Genomic DNA, 16,805 nt, shown 5'->3' with positions numbered 1-16,805 from the left:
CGGCCGGCACTACCCCCGTGGCTGCGTCAGGTCGACGTTCTCCACCAGGAAATCAAGAAACGCGCGCACCCGCAGCGGCAGGTAACCGCCCTGCCCCAGGAACACCGCGTGCACCTCTTCCAGGTCACCTGGGTTGGCCTCTTCCAGCACCGGCAGCAAGCGCCCGGCGGCGATGTCCTGCTGCACCTGGAACGCTGCCAGGCGTGCCATGCCCAGCCCTCCCAACACCAGCTGCCGCAACGCATCGCCATTGCTGGCGCGGGCATTGCCACTGGGCAGCACCATCCGCTCGCGTCCGTCCTGCAGCAAGGGCCAGCCCTGCATCGCACGCGCATGGCCGATGTCCAGACGGTTGTGCGACAGCAGCTCCTCAACGTTGCGCGGCAGTCCATGCCGCTGCGCGTAGGCCGGCGCGGCCACGATCATCATCCGCGTCGCGCCCAGCCGCCGTGCCACCAGGCTGGAGCTCTTCAGCGGACCGGCGCGCACCGCCACGTCGGTGCGCTGCTCAAGCAGGTCGATCACCTCGTCGTTGAGAGTCAGGTCCACACCCACCTGCGGATTGCGCTCGAGGAACGCCGGCAGCAGTGGCAACAGGAAGTGCTGGCCGAATGGGACATTGGAATTGACTCGCAGGCGTCCGCGCGGCTCGGCATGAGCGCTGGCGCAGCGCTCGGCCTCCTCCAGATCGGCCAGTACGCGCAGGCCGCGCTCATAGAATGCACAGCCCTCCGGAGTCAGCTGCAGCTGGCGGGTGGAGCGCTGCAGCAGGCGCGTACCCAGCCGCTGCTCCAGGCGGGCCACAAGTTTGCTCACCGCCGACGGCGTCATGTCCAGCGTGCGGGCGGCGGCGGAGAAGCCACCGGTCTCGATCACCCGCACGAACACTTCCAGTTCGCCGGATCGGTTGATGTCGGGGCGCGCCATGGCGATGAATCCGGTTCACAGATGATTGTCCATGCGCAGTCTAGTTCACAGATGCGTGCGGAATCACCATGGCGCTCCCTTCACTCAGGACCGCCCGATGAACCGCTTGCGCCTGCTCACCGCCACCGCCCTGCTCACCTTGTCCGGGGCCGCCGGCGCCTCAACTGTCCCTCACTGGGTCGCCAGCTGGCAGGCCAGCCCGCAACCGGTCTGGGGTGGGGCGTTCCTGTTCCCGACCCTGGTCCCGGCCGCACTGCAGGACCAGACCTTCCGCCAGATGGCGCGAATCAGCCTGGGCGGGCCTCGGCTGCGGGTGCGACTGAGCAATTCCTACGGCACGCAGCCGCTGCGGATCGGAGCGGCGAGCGTGGCCGCCCGGGCGGGGGACATCCCGCAGCCGCTCAGTTTCGACGGCCAGCCCGGGGTGCTGATCGGCCCCGGGCAGGAACGGCTGAGCGATCCGCTGCCACTGGCCACGGATAACCGGCAGGCGCTGCAGGTCAGCGTCTTCGTGCCGGGACCGACGCCAGCGCAGACGTTCCATTGGGAGGGTCGGCAGACCAGTTGGATTGCGCCCGGCGACCAGAGCCTGGCCCAGGCTCTGAGCGGGGCCAGCAGCACCACTGCCCGGCTGTTCCTGGCCGGCATCGAGGTCGAGGCCGCCGCCAACACACGCAGCGTGGTGGTGCTCGGCGACTCGATCACCGACGGCGCCACCGCCAGCCTCGACCAGGACCAGCGCTGGACCGACCACCTGGCCGCGCGTCTGGCACCGCGGGGCGTTGCCGTGATCAACGCCGGTATTTCCGGGGGGCGGCTGCTGCGCAATGGCATGGGCGAATCCGCCTTGGCCCGCTTCCAGCGTGACGTGCTGGATCAGCCCGGCGTGGCCAGCGTGATCGTGCTGATCGGCATCAACGACATCAGCTGGCCCGGCACCGCGTTCGCCCGGAGCCAGGCCCGGCCCACGCTGGCCGAACTGCAGGCGGGGTATCGCGCCCTGGCCGAGCAGGCCCGAGGCCGAGGTGTTCGGATCGTAGGTGCCACCCTGACACCGTTCGCCGGCGCCCTGCCCGGCACGCCGCTGGACGACTACTACCGCCCGGACAAGGAGGTCCTGCGCCAGCAGCTCAATGCCTGGCTGCGCACGGACAGCCCGTTTGACGCGGTGATCGACCTGGACGCGGCGCTGCGCGACCCGGTCGCCCCCTCACGGATGGCCGCCGCCTACGACTCCGGCGATCACCTGCATCCGGGTGATGCGGGCAACCGGGCGATGGCCGAGGCGGTGGATCTGGAGGTGCTGATGGGTCCATCCACGCATGGCGTGGATCTACCGTAAACAACGAAAAACCCCGGGCAGGCCCGGGGTTTCGTCGCATCTGGCTGGCCGGAACGGCTTACTTGCGCTTCTTGCGCACGTACAGCACCAGCGAGTGCTCTTCCAGCTCGTAGCCATGGTCGGCTGCGATCTTGCGCTGCAGCTCCTCGATCTCGTGGCTTTCGAACTCGATGATCTTGCCGCTGTCCACGTCGACCATGTGGTCGTGGTGGCCGCCGCGGTCCAGCTCGTAGACGGCCTGGCCGCCTTCGAAATTGTGCTTGAGCACGAGGCCGGCGGCCTCGAACTGGGTCAGCACCCGGTAGACCGTCGCCAGACCGATCTCGTCGCCATGCTCGAGCAGCTGGCGGTAGATGTCTTCGGCGGTCATGTGGTGCTGGGCATTGCGCTGCTCGAGCAGCGCCAGGATCCGCATCCGCGGATGGGTCACCTTCAGGCCGACTTTACGCAGGTCGTGGGTTTCCATAGGTCTCCGTTCATTGGCGATTTAGCGCCAGCTGCCTCGGATTGGGTCGCGGTGGCACGCCGGGAGTGTATCATCGGTTTGATTTCCCCAACCGCCAGTCCCGATGCGCAATCTCCTGTTGGTCGCCGCCGTCGCCCTGTCCACCACCGGGTGCGGCATCATCTACAAGCAACCCATCTATCAGGGCAACCTGATCCGGGAAGATGCCGTGGCCAAGCTGCAGGTCGGGCAGAGCAAGCAGCAGGTCACCGCGCTGCTGGGCACCCCGTCCATTCCCGACCCGTTCCACGCCCAGCGCTGGGACTACACCTCCAGCCAGCGCGTGAACCGCCTGGGCCGTACCGAGGTGAAGAACTTCGTGGTGTTCTTCGAGAACGACAACGTGACCCGCTGGGAAGGCGACTACTTCCCGGGCAACGACAAGGCCCTGGCCCAGCAGACCGTGCGCCAGTTCGGCCGCAACCTGCCGAAGGACAAGAAGAAGAAGGGCCGCTGAGGCCCCTGCCCGTCCTCCGGGACGGGTCGCGGGAACTAGCCGCCGAGCGCGCGTCGCCGGCGGTTGTCCTTGGGGTCGGCCTGCAACGGGCGTAGCAGCTCGATGCGGTCGCCATCCAGCAGTGCCTGCTGCGGGCGCGCCAGCACCCCATGCACGGCCACCGCCGGGCAGTCGGCACTGCCTTCCAGCGCGGCAGCGGCAATCGCCTCGGCCACGGTCGCGCCCTCGTCCAGCTGCAACCGGCGCGAAAGCACCCGCTGCGGCCAGACCAGCACCACCTCGACCTCGATCATCGCTCAGGCCTCGTCGGCAACGCGGATGAAGTCGTTGACCATGCGGTCGGCCAGGCTCTGGAAGCCCAACGCCAGCGCCGGACCGAGCAGGCGCGAACTGGGCTCGAAATCCAGGGTCAGGGTGACCTTGCAGGCATCTTCGGCCAGCGCATGGAACTCCCAGCGGCCGTGCAGCTGCTTGAACGGGCCATCGCGCAGCTGCATGTCGATGCTGTGCGGGCGCTGCAGGGTGTTTTCAGTCTGGAACCAGGTGCTGAACGAGCCCAGGCCCAGGTCCAGACGCGCCACCAGGCGGTCCTCGCCCTGCTCCAGGATCTGGGCGGCCGAGCACCAGCGGAAGCGGCGCGGATAGGCCTGGACGTCATTGACCAGGTCGAACATGCGCGCGGCCGAATGTTCGACCAGGGCGCTGCGGCGGATAGTAGGCATGAATACAGGACGTTTCGGCAATCGACCGGGCAGGCCCGAATCGGAGACAATACGGAAATGAGCAAGAACAGCGGCAAGGATAAAGCAAAGAGCGCGACGGCCACCAAGACCATTGCGTTGAACAAGCGTGCCCGCCACGAGTACCACATCGAAGACCGCTTCGAAGCCGGCCTGGCCCTGCAGGGCTGGGAGGTGAAGTCGATCCGTGCGGGCCGCGGCAACATCGTCGACGCCTACGCCTACGTGAAGGATGGTGAGATCTTCCTGATCGGCGCGCAGATCACGCCGTTGATCCAGGCCTCGACCCATGTCGTGGCCAACGACCGGCGCGATCGCAAGCTGCTGCTGCACCGGAGCGAGATCGACAAGCTGGTGGGCAAGGTCGAGCGCGATGGCTACACGATCGTGCCCACCGCGATGTACTGGAGCAAGAACAAGATCAAGCTCGAAGTCGCTCTGGCCAAAGGCAAGCAGACCCACGACAAGCGCGATGCCGCCAAGGACCGCGACTGGGCGATCGAGAAGCAGCGTGTCATGCGTCGCGGCAACCGCGACGCGTAAGGCGGCTGCGCAGCACCCTGTCGAGTCGAGCCATGCTCGACTGCCTTGGTTTTCTGTAGAGCCGAGCCATGCTCGGCTTCGGTAAGAAAAGCAGTCGAGCATGGCTCGACTCTACAAAAGGCGGGTCAACCCGCCAGCACGCCCTGCCCGCGCATGCGCGGTGCCAGGGCTGCGTGCATCACCGCCAGGTGCATCACCACGGCCAGTTCCGATGCACAACGGTCATCACCTGCCCGCCATTTCCGGGCCAGTTCGGCAGCATCCGCTGGCAACAGTGCCAGCAGCTGGGCATCGTCCAGCGCATCAGCCGCGCCCTGCAGCTGGCGGGCCATCTGACGCGACTGCCACACGTGCACGCCAATACTGAGACTGGCCAGCGACATCAGCACCACGGCCAGCCCGTGCTCGAACCACTGCGACAGCACTTCCGGCCCCCACAGCAGGGCCGCGAGCACCGCCAGGCCCGGCAGGCGCCACCCCAGCCAATGGATGCGGCCGCGCTGTGACCAATGCACCACCACCGCACTGGCGACCAATGCCGCGGCCGCGGTTGCCGGCAGTTCGGTCAGCCATGTGGCCGCGAGCAAAACCGCCAGCACCGCCCAGACCCAGCCCGGCGGCAGCGCACGACGCTGGTAATCGGCACCGACCGGCCCGATCAGCTGCCGCAGGCTGCGTTGTTGGCTTGCATCGGTCACCCACAGTCTCCGTGTCTGTCCTGGCCCGGATGGTCGTCGCCAGTGTGTCGCAAATCCGTGCCAATGACGTTAGCAATCCGCTATGACACTGGCTCTACAACATGTTGTGGATTGCCAAGGTGACTGTTCAGCTGATTTGGCGTAGCATTGCCAGCGTTGGGCAGGCACTGGCCGTGGCGACACGGAACAGGCCTTGTACCTTGCAGAACTTGAAGAAACCGGGGGTGCATTGGTTTCGACGGGGGTTGTGAAGTCGCCTGGCGCATGCCGAGGGGGTAGCTTTCCTCGTAAATCCAGCTGCAAAACTCTAGTTGCCAACGACGACAACTACGCTCCGGTCGCTCTCGCAGCCTAAAAACTGCGGTGCGTGACCTTCTGCCGACTTAGGCGGAGCCTCGAAACTGCTTGTGTCCATGCTCGCAGCGTAGAGTCATTATCATGGAATCGCGCTGGGCGGCTGCCTGTCAGTCCGGCACTAGAACACAACAGGCTGGTTCCCGGGTGCGCTTTGCACACCGTGCTGCTCGGGGATGAGATTCAACGGTGAGCTAAGCATGTAGTGCTGGGGATGGAGTGCCTTCGGACGGCGGTTCAATTCCGCCCACCTCCACCATCTGTAAGCAGTTCAGCTGTATCTTGCTGATTCTGTTGGGTTTTGGCAGGGCGCGATACCGAAAAACGATCTTTCCAAAAGGATCTTTTGAGGTATCGCCCCTTGCCTAAGCCCTATCTTCTACGCCGACCTAGCGGACTTCATGTCCGCTTTCTTGTTCCTGTAGACCTGCGCGAGGCTATCGGCTCACGCTTCTTGGTCCGCCGCCTTCCTCCGTCTGCTGTTGACCTTGCCCGCCTCGTCGCGGCCCGCATGGCTGTGGCACTCTCCGAAGCATTCGAGCGCTGGAGGGGTAGCCGCATGGATGACAAGGATAGAGAGGACCTGCTGAAAGTCGTCAGCGGCTCCATCAACCAGTGGACCGGAAACATCCAGCTGCCGAATGGGACTAAGCTCACCGGCCTGAACGTCAATGGGCGAGAAGATGCTCAAGCACTTCTGGAAACGATCAGAGGCTTGGCGTTGCCTGAGCTCTCGGTTGTGAGACTGCCCAATGGACCCACCCGCGCAGATTTCACGCTATCCGACCGCATCGCCCTGTATCTGGCGGACCTGAGGAATGCCAAGACCTCACCCGGCAATCTTCTAGATAGTGAGAACACGCTCATCATCTTCGAGGAAGTTGCAGGACCTGACCTGCTGATGTCGAAGGTCGGGGAAGCTCAAGTCAGAGCGTTTCTGACAGGACTCCATCACTGGCCAAGCAATGCGAGGAAGAAGAGTGACTACAAAGAGCTGACTGCACCACAGATCATGGCCAAGGTCAGGCAGCAGAGAGATAAGGGCATCGTTGTTGCCGGTCTCTCAGATCGGACCCTCGGAAAGCACCGAGACCGGCTTGCCAGCTTCTTTAACGCACAAGTGGCCAGCGGCATCATCGCGCGCTCGCCCTTGGACGGGATCAAACGGCAGAACTCGGCACAATCTGTGGCTGCCCTGCCCCGCCGTCAGTTCACGATTGAAGAGATCAACAAGATCTTTGACCCAGAGAATTTCCTGCCTTGGGCTAAAGGGCGACCTGATCGCTACTGGGGCGTGCTGCTGGCGGCAGGCACCGGGGCGCGGGTCAACGAAGTTGGCCAGCTTTATGCGGAAGATGTTGCAGAAGTGAACGGCATCTGGGGGATCCACATCCGCGCCGTCCATCGCGACCAGAAGCTGAAGAACGCCAACTCGCTGCGCTTCATTCCACTACATCCCCGCCTCTTGGATGCTGGGATCCTCACCTATGCCCGTGATGTCATGGCAGCAGGCCATGAGCGCCTGTTTCCTCACCTGCCTTGGCATAAGAAGGCAGGCTACGGGGATGCCCTCGGAGATCAGTTCCGTGCCTATCTTGTGGGATTGGGCATGATGCAGCCCGGCATGGGCTTCCACTCGTTCCGACATACTGCGAGCACTCGACTTCTCTACGCGGGGGTGCTTAGCTCTATTGCCGCAGCCATTACGGGGCACAAGGCGCACATGCCCGGCGAGCTTGGAACCTATGTAGATGTGCCGACACTCCAATCGCGCGCAGACGCCGTGGCGCTTCTCCCCGTTCCCGAAGGTTTGCCGGTCTATCAGCCCGGAGAGGCTGCGCAGTCTCTCAGGCAAGCGCAACTGAGAGCGAAGCGGAGGGCAGTCAATGCGGCTGCACGTGAACGAAAAGCAGTCGCTCTCGCCAAAAGCGCGCACGCTAAGATGCCAGCAAGTCGCGCGAGGAAGCCATCGAAGGCGTCGTAGCGCCCGGGGGATCGCGGCGACAATGATTAGGCAACGCCATCAACCACTCTAGGCGCTCAAGATTCGGGGCCGGAACCTTGCGATCAACGCAAATGATGGTTTTATGAAAGCTCCCCCACGTTAGGAGCTCCATATGCCCTTAGAAAGAAAGCTGGCTATCGCTAGTCGAGTGTTGTGCCCTTTGATTGCCCAAGACCGGACACGAGACACCCAGGAGCGGATCGAGGACATCATCCATGCTCTCGAAATCGCCGACGAACTGATTAATCGATGCATGGCTCCAAAACCCCCGGCTGACGACCACACTCTGAAGCCTGCCGTTAGGGTCAGAGAAGCCGTGGTAGAACGCGATCAGGTGCAGCTGAGCGACATGATCACAGAACGCCGTGGCGCAGTGTCCAAGCCCACTCGCGGGCCTACCTACCACTGAGTTTTCGAAACGAGGTTGGCTAAGGCCCCGGTTCGCCGGGGCCTTAGCTTGTCTATCAGTGCAACCGGGCTCCAGGCTCTCTGACAGGATTGATTAGGAGCAAGGGGTCCGCTGGAATAGGGGCTTCAGGAGTGTCAATGGGCGCATCCTCCACCGGATATCTACGCAGCAGCACTTCGCTCCAATTCTCCAGCTGCGAGAGGGACTCATCTGTCTGACGGCTGTAGTCCTTCTGAGCGGCGGGGCCAGTGGCCTCGTGAGCGCGTTGATACTCCTCGCGCCCCAGCTCAACAGCCCTGACCCGGCGCGCCCGACGCCGCGACCAGTCTGAGCGATTCAAGAGGCCCGGCCTTGGGTTCTGGCTTTCGAAGCTCTCCAGAGCAAATTCCGCCTGTGCTAGCCCATGCTGAGCACGGTCTTCAGCTTTCAGCCTACGCTTGAAGCGTAGAGCGTCCCGCTTCAACTTCTTCAGTCGCACGAGCAGTTCTTCCAAGTCGCCACGGAGCTTGGGCGCCGACACATGAGCGGATATCAAAGCGGAACTGTTGCGCAGCAACCTGCGCGTGAATTTGAGCCTATCTCGCAGGGCTTCGATCCACGCCTCCGCCCAAATTTCTAAGACTGCTTTCAAGGCAGGGTGGGACGCCGTAGCCCTCTGCTGCATCCGATTGTCGACCGTGATCCCACGCGGCGAGTCTTGACCCATCGCCACACCCAGAGGGCCAACCACATGAAAATGCGTCGGGGTCTGGATGACGGGAGTAGGTTCAACTACGCGCGGCGCGACCGGCCCAATCTGATCGGATGCGGGGTCCATCAACCTGCCCTCTCCTGCGATCTGGGCCATGGCGCGATCCCAAGCAGCATTGTTAGCCTGTTCAATCCGGTCATTGCCCTGCTTAAGGACTGTATCGGCGCCTCGGCGATGCAGCGCTGTCGCATCTTTGCCCAAATGAAGGCCTGGGACGCGCGAAAGCTCCGCCGCTGTAAGCTCATCTCCTTGCTCTGCAGCCTCCGCCGCTTGGTCCTTAAGGCTCCGGTGGTCCACACGGGTCGAAACACCGGCTGCGGCTAAGTGAGCATTGATGGCTTCCCCTACCATCGCGCGGATCCATTCCACTTCGCCTCGGCCTGAAGGACCACCATCCAGCTCCCTGGTCTTGTCCTTCAACCCGTCTGCGTCCATACGCCTGGTCGTAGCAAGGATGTGGACGTGGTAGTTGAGCCCGTCAGCGGTCTGCGGCTCATGGATGCTTGCCTGGACTGCGAACCTGTAACGCTGGACCAGACAGCGCGATATCTCGGCTGCCAGGTCTGAACGCTGCTCATTGCTCAGTTCGTGCGGCAGCGCTACTTCGAACTCCCTAGCGACCGTGGCGTCTTTTCGGCGCTCCGAAGCCTCTGCCGCTGGCCAGAGCTGCCGAGGATCGAAAGCCCAATCGGGAGCGTCGTCGGGAGCGAGGCAACGGGTCTCAACGACCCCACCGCGCCTTCGGTAGTCGTGTCGAAGCCCCGTTCGCTCATCAAGGATCAGCAGGCCTGCACGATAGGCCGCTGCAGCGGTAGAAGCGTGCCCCTGGGCACGGCTGAAAGTCTTTACTCTGGTGTGATAAATGGCCATTGATGCTCCCTATTCTTGGCCCCCGCCCTTGCCTTTATGCCTACGTTTTAGGCTTTGGCAAGCGCTTTTCTAGGGGGTCAAGGGGCACAGCCTCTTGCGCACGCATTGCCCGAAGGGCAATGCCTAAGTGCGCTCTTGCTTGTGACTCTCGCGCTTAGTTTTAGCCCCGGGAGGCCCTATGCCCACCCGATATCAGCGAGCAACTGCGTAAGCCACAGCGGGGGAAACTTCCAAACCACCACAGCCACGCCCAGCAGCGGGGGCACCCAAGCCAGCGCATTGAACGTCCCGATCACTCTGCTCGCGAACGCGCGCCGTTGGCGGAAGGTACCTTCCAGATCATCAAGGCTTTCCGAGACACCACCGCCAGCCGAAGCGCGGGCACGCATACCAGCGAGCGCAGCCTCAAATGCCGTTGTCGTTGTTGCCATCTGCAAACGCACAGCTCTCGCTACACCGCTTACAACGAGAGCAACGATCACAGCACCCGCACAAACAAGCAGGTCATTGCCGATAGAGCTCCCCCCAACCACCGCAGCGACGGCCACAAGGGATATAGGTATGCCCAAGAACTTCGTGGCATTCTCTACTACCGCAGTATTCATCCGTCCAACAAAGTTTAGCTCGGCCTCGACTATCTCGCGCCGAAGCCCTTCAAACGAAATTCGATCCACCAGGCATTCAACGTCATACCGGAATCGACGTAGAACGCCTCCCCAGTGATCCAACAAAACTCCAAATCTAGCCTCTGCGGTAGGCTCATCTGCACACGCACCGGCAACCGCGAGCCGGAAAATGGCTTTGTACTCTTCCGTTCGAACCTTCCCCTTCCCACTCTCTGTTAAGAGATCGCTCAAGACAGCCAGATCAGGGAAATCTCCTTCGAGCATCTTCGCTTGGATGCGCGTAGTGATCTCAACCGTGACCGGAGGTGAACCGGACGAGGCCGGCTTCACGAACACTAGGTGTGATGGTCGCCCGGCCTCGGCGGCAAGGTCCCCACTCACACTTAACTCGCTTAGCAAGCGGATGAGCTCACAAAGATTCTTCAAAACGAGCAGCTCACGGCTCTCTTCCCCTAGCTCTTCGCCAGAAAAGAAATCAAGCGCGGCGATGTAGAAATTTTCAGGAAACTGGCCGCGATGTATTGACTCGCATCTAGCTACAAGATCATCCACTGATCCGTAGAAGCGCCCTGACTCGTTAACGGCGAGAGCCCAAGTGAACTCAAGCTCATCGCCGTCATAGTCAGGGCCGTCCGCGAAGTGACCAAAGCCTGCACCAAGCTCCTGACACCGCTGAACCGCGCTCCTTAATAGCTCATCTGCCGAACCCTCGAAGGAAAACCGCCCCCCTGAGATCAAGGGCATGCCCGCCGCTCGATAGAGTTTGACAACGTCGGAAAACATGATTACAGCTGCCCACGAGCGCGAAGCGCTGCTTCGATACTATCAACGGTCTCTGGCGGCAGGTCGGTCAGCATAAGACTCTTTCGCGCAGCGTCGTAGAGAAGTTCTGAATTGCTGGTACCGACTATACCCGTCTCAAACCACAGCCCCCAGTTCGCCTTCTTAGCGTTGATCCGGATATGCGGCCGGAGCGCCTGGCGGCTAAGGGAGAACTCTTCAGGAATCTGGCATTCGTCCGAATTAAGAAACACTTTCAGAGGATCGAGATGCTGGGCAAATGTGGGATGAACCTTCGCCTTCGCAGCTTGAACAACTTCGTCGAGCTTAACGACTTGGCTGCTATCGAGTGACTGCATGTAATCAACCACCCCTTGCTTGATCTCAGCATGAGAGTCAGCGATCTCCGGCACATTCCGTACGAACTGCTTGACGAACCTCAGCAATTTAGTGGTCAGCTGGGAAGAAGACGTTCCTTTTACGCAACCCAGCGCGTCCACGAAATAGTCCGCGACATCCTCTCTACCCTTTCGATTCACAAAGCAGAGATAAGTCTTCTCCTCAGTCTCTGTAGCCTTCGTGCTTTCCGCATCGTCGTTTCCACTGGGGGCGCTAAGGTGAACTTGGTAGCGCGCCAAGTTGATGCGAGCAGCTTGATGAAGCTTAGACATGTCGATCTCTTTGATCTCCGTAGGTCGAAGATCCTCAGATAAGGTGATCGCGCCCTTCTGCTTGATCATTGCCACCAAGAGGAAATCTGAACCCTTGCTCTGGTATTGACCAAAGAAGATATGACCTCCCGTTGCCCCAGTCTTTTTCTCAGCCTGCTCGCGCAGTTCCTTCATAGCGACTAGCGAAAGATCCATCAGCAGCGTTGGACAGAACTGTGCCGCAAGCAGAGTTCGAACCGAACCTGGAAAGTCCCCCTCCCGATTGGCTGGGGCAAATTGCCCCCATAGCACTGCGCTGCCTTCCTTGCCGACGAGATCTGCCAACTGTTGGGCCAAGCGATTCACCATCTTGTCCGACACGTCTAGCGGATCATTGGCTTTCCGCACCGTCGTCATCGAGTCGTGCGCTTCCTTCTCCAGACTGTGAATCACAGCCCCCTTCAAAACATCCATTTCGCCCCCTGCTCCTCCGGCAAACCGCCGACCGGCCAATAGTACGGCAAGCGCAGCAGTCGAAAAACTATACCTACGGTCAATCTCATAGAGTGAGAGCCTCCCCGGTCCCTTGCCAGACCGGCAAAGTTCCGGGATCCGCCCTCCCCTTAGGTGTTGGCGACGGGGGAGTCAATCACGCCTGCGAGCAAAGGGCATGGATCCCGTATGGGAGGACTGCGACAGTATCGCTAACGGACAAAATAGTGGTTACCTCAGATCCTGCCAACTCGCCGATTACAAGGTCTGAGAGATCCATGCCTTCATCCTAGCGAACCACTCGTCCCGCTCAGATTCATTGACTGCAGTGCTTTTGAGCCAACGATCAGAGTGGCGCACGAAAGGAACCAGCCAGAGCGGGTGAACGACATCCCGCACTTGCACTTCCAGGCGATGAGTGACAACGCCTTTGTAGTTGTATTCCCCAGTGCGGATGGAGAGCACTTCAGCCCGCCGCAGGTAGCGCTCGCCCTTCACGGGGTCCCGAACCCAGATAGTGTCCCTGCCCAGGTCCAAGGCAATGTGATCATGGGATACCGTGGGCTCGAACTCTTCAGGCCTATGCTTCTTCAGTTTGGGCGCTCGGCGACGGAACAGCCACGGCAAGCCCCACAGTAGCGCAAGGGGCCAGAAGACCAGCTGTCCAAACAGCATCAGCCCGAAGACTGCTCCGTCAGCCGTCGTGCCGTCTTCGAACACGGCACCGCACAGCCACCAAAGCGCGAGACCGGTGATGATCCAGCGGATTACCTTGAACAAGGTCCACATACAAGCTTCCTAGCTTTGGTTGGCGGGCTTGAATTCAGCGACGGTCTACAACAGTCCAGTTGCCGCCAACTTTGTCGATAACGAACGTACCAACGAGCTGCTGCTGCTCAATGCGAGTGCCGATCTGGTAGCGGGCCGTTCCAGTGACACTGCACGCGTAACCGGGACTGTCCCCACGCACGCAGTCTCCTACCTTCAAGTGCTCAAACGTCATCGTCGTTCCCGTCGCTTCCTTGAAATACACCGTCAGCGCCTTCTCAACATCGCCACTACCAGGACCACCAGAGCAAGCAGCCAGCAGCGCAGCGGCGGAAACCATCCAAAGCTTCTTCATATGTGTTCCTCGATCAGTCGATGAGTAGGCAGTGATTGCCGGGATTCGTTGCAGTGCCAGGCAGGACTTCGCTATCGATCACTGACCCGGCCTTGTTGATGACCACGACGATCTGGCTAGGCCGGGCGGACGAGTCCTCCTCACGCTCACCGAGGTAAGCCAAGGCAACGACTCCCCCGAAGTCGTAGACCTTGCCGAAGCCAACCACGCTATGCGCTTCCGGAGGCAGCAGAATGGGCTTGCCATCCAGCTTGATAGCGCGTTTGTAGTCTCGGCCCTCTACAGGGTCGATGCGGCCGATCCTGGTTCGGATGGGGCCAGTAGGCGTTGTGGAGCCATGACCCGTGGCCCAGATGAAAGCGGAGACCTTGGGCTTTCCTCCCCCACCCGCGTTGAACTGGCCGCTCTGCAGCTGGCACGACAGGCTGGGCGCTGCCTCGGTAGAAGCAGCGAACGCCAGGAGACCCACCACTGCCCAGCACCTCATATCCATACGACAGCCTCCAGGCTCACTTTTGCGCTGAACGCAAATGACCGGCTAAGCTTATGCGGTCAAACTCTGGAGAGTCAACGTGTTTGTTTCTACCGGATGCCCGCCCCTCAGCCCACGCCCACAGCCCTCGGTCATCGCCTACGCGCAGCACGCGTCGCCAAAGGCTGGACCCAAGCTCAGCTAGGCGAAATGCTCATGGGCGTGGATGACTCAAACACGACGGCGCCTCGAATCAGCCGATATGAACGAGGGATGCACAAGCCAGACCTGGAGACCATCGAGAAGCTCGCGGAGCTTCTGGACCTTCCTGCGGCCTACTTCGTGGCGGCATCGGATGTAGTGGCCGAGGCCATCTTAGTGCTATCGCAACTAGACGGCCCCAAACAGGCAAAGGCCTTGCAACTGTTGAAGGCTCTAGCGAATAAGTAAGCCGTAAGAAGCCTTTGAGCAGAGGAGTTTATGGTGCTATATCAAGGAACGAGACGCGAACGCTTGCGAAGCTTCATTTCCAAAAGTCGCCTTCGCTTGGCTATTTGGTGGGCAGGTCTTGGCAAGAAAAAGGACCCACCCCCGCCGAAGCGAAGGAACAGGCCGCTCCTCTAACAATTTCGCCAACGCTAAAATTATTTGTAGTTCACCGCACTTCCATCAGGATCAGCCTTTCTCACGTGCCAAACAACTCTGCGGCGCCCTCTCGTTATTCCGACGTAAGCAAGCCGGAGCGCCTCATCCGCGCACGCATCATCGTAGCTGTAGCCGGGATACATTCCGCTGACCCTATAAATTAGGTTGCGAAGAGGATGCGGGCTGCCCGCCCTGCAATCATCGATCATGAAGGCAACATCAGCCTCTAGGCCTTTAGCTTTATGATATGTACTGATGGCTAATCCAGGGTAGTCCTTTGGCTTAAAAGCGCTGCGAAGCGCCTTAGATATCTCACCGGATCGCGTCATTACAATCAGGTGATCTTTGTGCTTGCTCTTCATCTTCAGCGCAAGCGCATACTGTGCACCGACCGCTTTCACAAGGTGATCGAGCGCCTCTCTATCGGTGGTTCGCGCCTTAGCCTTACCATACTCAATCAACTTGACACCGTGATCTCCTTCACTCGTGGTGATCTGTGCCCGACAGATCTTCTCCACCTTTGAAGTGACCTTGCTAATGAGCCGTTCCGAGTCCCGGATGATCTGGTCGATAGAGCGAAAATTGGCGGTGAACTTAAGTTGTGGGGCTGGACCCAATTGGGAGTGGGCGGGGAAATACTTCTGGAAGTCAATGAATAGCTGAGGCGAGCTGCCCCGCCACCCATAGATGGACTGCCAGTCATCGCCGATTGCCATGATGCTTACAGGAAGCCCCACATTGTCGGCCAAGATCCTTCTCTGCATGGCCTTTATCCATGCGGCAATCTGAGGGGAGATGTCCTGGAATTCATCGATCAGCAGATGACGCATGGACTGGATCTTTGCTGGTGAGAAGGCTATCGAAGGCGCCCCTCTAGCCATTGCGAGAAAAACTTGATTGAAGGTGTGCAAGCCGGAGTCGGCCATGCAGCGCCGCAGATGTGGCCAAAATAGCGCAAGAGCATCAATGAAGTTGGCGTTGACATCAGCCACTTGAGGAGCCGGAAGTTTGGCGATCAGTTCAGCAACCTCGAAGCCGTGACTCTCAATAAATGAGCCTTGGGCATACATCGCCTCGAAAATCTGGAGAGATGACAGCTCCCCTTGAATCTTCAGAGGAAAGATCGGCGCATCACCCAACTTATCGTTAGCTCCGGATATCGCCAGCCACTTTTGCCGAAGCTGGAACGCGGCGACATCCTCGTGTGACCTAAGCAAGATATAAGGGGTTTCGGCATATCTTGAAATGATCTTAAGCTTGCTATTAACGGCAAGGGCTATGGATACAGGTTTTTGTCCTACCAGCGTTTCACGACCGTTGGCATCAACAGAGTGGTGAATATCCAGCACAATTGGAATTCCAGTCGCGGCTTCGCGCCCATCCGCATATATGCTGTTGTTTCCAATGCTGGCCTTGATCTTGAAGTCACCCGTCTCGACCCCATCGAATGGCCAGCCATCTACTGCCCACGCAGATTCAACAAATCGGCGAACTTGGTAGTCACGCTCGCTGGCGTATGAGAGCTGATAGTTTTTGAGATCTTCTCCGTCACGATCCGAGCGTCTTACAGCCAGCTCACTCTTCAAGATCGACAGAATTTTCCCCCGAAAAATATCGTCATCATTAAAGAGGGAAATATAGGCCTCCCTCAACACGCTCGACTGAGCATCGTTTAGTTTTGAAGCGCCAATTGGGTTATCAACTAAAAACTCATCGACAGGTCCGTCGCCCGCCTTTCCGCCATTATAGAAATCGAAGAACTGGCGCCCTGGGAAAGGAACAGAAGCTAGACCATACAAGACAGAGTGGAATGTCCTGACTCGATTCTTAGCCCACTCATCGTCAACATTGCGCCCCCAATGACGCATCACCTTCACAAGCGACCTGCACAAGTCCGAGCAGGATGCTTTCGTGAAGGAAATGACGGTCAACTGCTCGTCAGGAATCTGCAAATGAACCAGCATGAAGACCACCCTTAAAACCAAGGTGGTTGATTTACCCGACCCAGCCCCTGCCGAGATACAAGTAGCCGGATGATCGGCCAAAATCATGTCCCATTGCTCGTCTGTTGGCGGACTCACCACCTTCGCTTTGACTGCTGCAGCCACCTCGGCTCGCATCGCCGCCTCGACGGGCCCCACAACAAACGGAAACGGCCCATACAGGCCTTGATCGACTGGCTTCGGTGCAGGCGCAGGCAAGTCCTCCACTCGATAGATCAGTTGGCCTTCCTCAAAACCCTTCTTGTAGCCCGAGGAATGCCCATCTTCATATCCATTCCTGAAGCCTAGACGCCTAGCTTCGCCCTGCAGCTTGTCAATGTGTTCGCGAATTATTAAGGCAAGAAGACTCGTTCCCCAACGTTTCAATTTGGGGAGAATTTCCTGAGAGAAAGGCGGCATAGAGATCCAACACT

At 59.9% G+C, this 16,805-nt stretch carries 17 protein-coding genes and 1 other RNA gene; 6 read left to right on the top strand and 12 right to left on the bottom strand.

The window, feature by feature from the left end:
- Positions 1-9: 9 nt before the first annotated feature.
- Positions 10-927 carry a LysR family transcriptional regulator gene (locus FQS62_RS09065; RefSeq protein WP_049446306.1) on the bottom strand — a complete coding sequence of 306 codons (918 nt, stop codon included), beginning with the start codon at positions 925-927 and terminating at the stop codon, positions 10-12.
- Positions 928-1,024: 97 nt separating this feature from the next.
- Between FQS62_RS09065 and FQS62_RS09060 the strand changes: the two genes are divergently transcribed.
- On the top strand, positions 1,025-2,269 hold the full coding sequence (locus tag FQS62_RS09060) for an SGNH/GDSL hydrolase family protein (protein ID WP_208044003.1): 1,245 nt from the start codon (positions 1,025-1,027) through the stop codon (positions 2,267-2,269).
- A gap of 58 nt (positions 2,270-2,327) precedes the next feature.
- On the opposite strand, the gene fur is transcribed toward FQS62_RS09060, so the two are convergent.
- Positions 2,328-2,735 (bottom strand): ferric iron uptake transcriptional regulator, encoded by a 408-nt coding sequence (fur, locus tag FQS62_RS09055; protein WP_005409235.1) that lies wholly within the window; start codon positions 2,733-2,735, stop codon positions 2,328-2,330.
- 103 nt (positions 2,736-2,838) lie between these two features.
- Here fur and bamE point away from each other — a divergent pair, with 103 nt between their 5' ends.
- Positions 2,839-3,231, top strand: a complete 393-nt coding sequence (gene bamE, locus FQS62_RS09050) for an outer membrane protein assembly factor BamE (RefSeq protein WP_049446301.1) — start codon at positions 2,839-2,841, stop codon at positions 3,229-3,231.
- Positions 3,232-3,266: 35 nt separating this feature from the next.
- Here bamE and FQS62_RS09045 read toward each other — a convergent pair whose 3' ends face one another.
- Together FQS62_RS09045 and FQS62_RS09040 are read right to left on the bottom strand one after the other, a co-directional pair.
- Positions 3,267-3,524: an RnfH family protein gene (locus FQS62_RS09045; RefSeq protein WP_107379435.1), complete on the bottom strand. Its 258-nt coding sequence runs from the start codon at positions 3,522-3,524 to the stop codon at positions 3,267-3,269.
- A gap of 3 nt (positions 3,525-3,527) precedes the next feature.
- Entirely contained in the window at positions 3,528-3,953 is a 426-nt protein-coding gene (locus FQS62_RS09040) for a type II toxin-antitoxin system RatA family toxin (protein WP_010484449.1), read from the bottom strand.
- Positions 3,954-4,010: 57 nt separating this feature from the next.
- On the opposite strand from FQS62_RS09040, the gene smpB reads away from it, so the two are divergent.
- On the top strand, positions 4,011-4,514 hold the full coding sequence (gene smpB / locus FQS62_RS09035) for an SsrA-binding protein SmpB (protein ID WP_049446298.1): 504 nt from the start codon (positions 4,011-4,013) through the stop codon (positions 4,512-4,514).
- 125 nt (positions 4,515-4,639) lie between these two features.
- On the opposite strand, the gene FQS62_RS09030 is transcribed toward smpB, so the two are convergent.
- Positions 4,640-5,212 carry a hypothetical protein gene (locus FQS62_RS09030; RefSeq protein WP_049446296.1) on the bottom strand — a complete coding sequence of 191 codons (573 nt, stop codon included), beginning with the start codon at positions 5,210-5,212 and terminating at the stop codon, positions 4,640-4,642.
- Between the two features lie 220 nt (positions 5,213-5,432).
- On the opposite strand from FQS62_RS09030, the gene ssrA reads away from it, so the two are divergent.
- Positions 5,433-5,825: a transfer-messenger RNA gene (gene ssrA / locus FQS62_RS09025) on the top strand.
- 300 nt (positions 5,826-6,125) lie between these two features.
- Positions 6,126-7,550: a site-specific integrase gene (locus tag FQS62_RS09020; protein ID WP_208044002.1), complete on the top strand. Its 1,425-nt coding sequence runs from the start codon at positions 6,126-6,128 to the stop codon at positions 7,548-7,550.
- Between the two features lie 485 nt (positions 7,551-8,035).
- Here the strand turns inward: FQS62_RS09020 and FQS62_RS09015 are convergent, their stop codons facing one another.
- From FQS62_RS09015 to FQS62_RS08990, 6 genes are all read right to left on the bottom strand, one after another.
- Positions 8,036-9,601 carry a MobA/MobL family protein gene (locus FQS62_RS09015; RefSeq protein ID WP_208044001.1) on the bottom strand — a complete coding sequence of 522 codons (1,566 nt, stop codon included), beginning with the start codon at positions 9,599-9,601 and terminating at the stop codon, positions 8,036-8,038.
- A gap of 176 nt (positions 9,602-9,777) precedes the next feature.
- The gene (locus FQS62_RS09010) at positions 9,778-11,010 is read right to left on the bottom strand and encodes a hypothetical protein (protein ID WP_208044000.1); all 1,233 of its coding nucleotides are present in this window, start codon (positions 11,008-11,010) and stop codon (positions 9,778-9,780) included.
- Positions 11,011-11,012: 2 nt separating this feature from the next.
- Positions 11,013-12,131, bottom strand: coding sequence for a nucleoid-associated protein (locus tag FQS62_RS09005; protein ID WP_208043999.1), 1,119 nt, complete (start codon positions 12,129-12,131; stop codon positions 11,013-11,015).
- Positions 12,132-12,407: 276 nt separating this feature from the next.
- Positions 12,408-12,938, bottom strand: coding sequence for a hypothetical protein (locus FQS62_RS09000; RefSeq protein ID WP_208043998.1), 531 nt, complete (start codon positions 12,936-12,938; stop codon positions 12,408-12,410).
- Positions 12,939-12,972: 34 nt separating this feature from the next.
- On the bottom strand, positions 12,973-13,272 hold the full coding sequence (locus FQS62_RS08995) for a hypothetical protein (protein ID WP_208043997.1): 300 nt from the start codon (positions 13,270-13,272) through the stop codon (positions 12,973-12,975).
- Between the two features lie 13 nt (positions 13,273-13,285).
- The gene (locus FQS62_RS08990; protein WP_226053535.1) at positions 13,286-13,744 is read right to left on the bottom strand and encodes a hypothetical protein; all 459 of its coding nucleotides are present in this window, start codon (positions 13,742-13,744) and stop codon (positions 13,286-13,288) included.
- A 117-nt stretch (positions 13,745-13,861) separates the two neighbouring features.
- Here FQS62_RS08990 and FQS62_RS08985 point away from each other — a divergent pair, with 117 nt between their 5' ends.
- Positions 13,862-14,194: a helix-turn-helix domain-containing protein gene (locus FQS62_RS08985; protein ID WP_164222068.1), complete on the top strand. Its 333-nt coding sequence runs from the start codon at positions 13,862-13,864 to the stop codon at positions 14,192-14,194.
- A gap of 194 nt (positions 14,195-14,388) precedes the next feature.
- Here the strand turns inward: FQS62_RS08985 and FQS62_RS08980 are convergent, their stop codons facing one another.
- Positions 14,389-16,758: a UvrD-helicase domain-containing protein gene (locus FQS62_RS08980; RefSeq protein WP_208043995.1), complete on the bottom strand. Its 2,370-nt coding sequence runs from the start codon at positions 16,756-16,758 to the stop codon at positions 14,389-14,391.
- Between the last annotated feature and the right edge of the window lie 47 nt (positions 16,759-16,805).

Origin of the sequence: Stenotrophomonas sp. SBJS02, from assembly GCF_020428325.2 — a bacterium.
In the GTDB taxonomy this organism is placed as follows: domain Bacteria; phylum Pseudomonadota; class Gammaproteobacteria; order Xanthomonadales; family Xanthomonadaceae; genus Stenotrophomonas; species Stenotrophomonas africana.
This window is presented reverse-complemented; position numbering and strand designations above follow the sequence as displayed.

Excerpts from the sequence above, each read along its gene's own strand:
- FQS62_RS09065 (WP_049446306.1), bottom strand. The coding sequence starts at position 927 with ATGGCGCGCCCCGACATCAACCGATCCGGCGAACTGGAAGTGTTCGTG.
- FQS62_RS09060 (WP_208044003.1), top strand. The coding sequence starts at position 1,025 with ATGAACCGCTTGCGCCTGCTCACCGCCACCGCCCTGCTCACCTTGTCC.
- fur (WP_005409235.1), bottom strand. The coding sequence starts at position 2,735 with ATGGAAACCCACGACCTGCGTAAAGTCGGCCTGAAGGTGACCCATCCG.
- bamE (WP_049446301.1), top strand. The coding sequence starts at position 2,839 with ATGCGCAATCTCCTGTTGGTCGCCGCCGTCGCCCTGTCCACCACCGGG.
- FQS62_RS09045 (WP_107379435.1), bottom strand. The coding sequence starts at position 3,524 with ATGATCGAGGTCGAGGTGGTGCTGGTCTGGCCGCAGCGGGTGCTTTCG.
- FQS62_RS09040 (WP_010484449.1), bottom strand. The coding sequence starts at position 3,953 with ATGCCTACTATCCGCCGCAGCGCCCTGGTCGAACATTCGGCCGCGCGC.
- smpB (WP_049446298.1), top strand. The coding sequence starts at position 4,011 with ATGAGCAAGAACAGCGGCAAGGATAAAGCAAAGAGCGCGACGGCCACC.
- FQS62_RS09020 (WP_208044002.1), top strand. The coding sequence starts at position 6,126 with ATGGATGACAAGGATAGAGAGGACCTGCTGAAAGTCGTCAGCGGCTCC.
- FQS62_RS09015 (WP_208044001.1), bottom strand. The coding sequence starts at position 9,601 with ATGGCCATTTATCACACCAGAGTAAAGACTTTCAGCCGTGCCCAGGGG.
- FQS62_RS09010 (WP_208044000.1), bottom strand. The coding sequence starts at position 11,010 with ATGTTTTCCGACGTTGTCAAACTCTATCGAGCGGCGGGCATGCCCTTG.
- FQS62_RS09005 (WP_208043999.1), bottom strand. The coding sequence starts at position 12,131 with ATGGATGTTTTGAAGGGGGCTGTGATTCACAGTCTGGAGAAGGAAGCG.
- FQS62_RS09000 (WP_208043998.1), bottom strand. The coding sequence starts at position 12,938 with ATGTGGACCTTGTTCAAGGTAATCCGCTGGATCATCACCGGTCTCGCG.
- FQS62_RS08995 (WP_208043997.1), bottom strand. The coding sequence starts at position 13,272 with ATGAAGAAGCTTTGGATGGTTTCCGCCGCTGCGCTGCTGGCTGCTTGC.
- FQS62_RS08985 (WP_164222068.1), top strand. The coding sequence starts at position 13,862 with ATGCCCGCCCCTCAGCCCACGCCCACAGCCCTCGGTCATCGCCTACGC.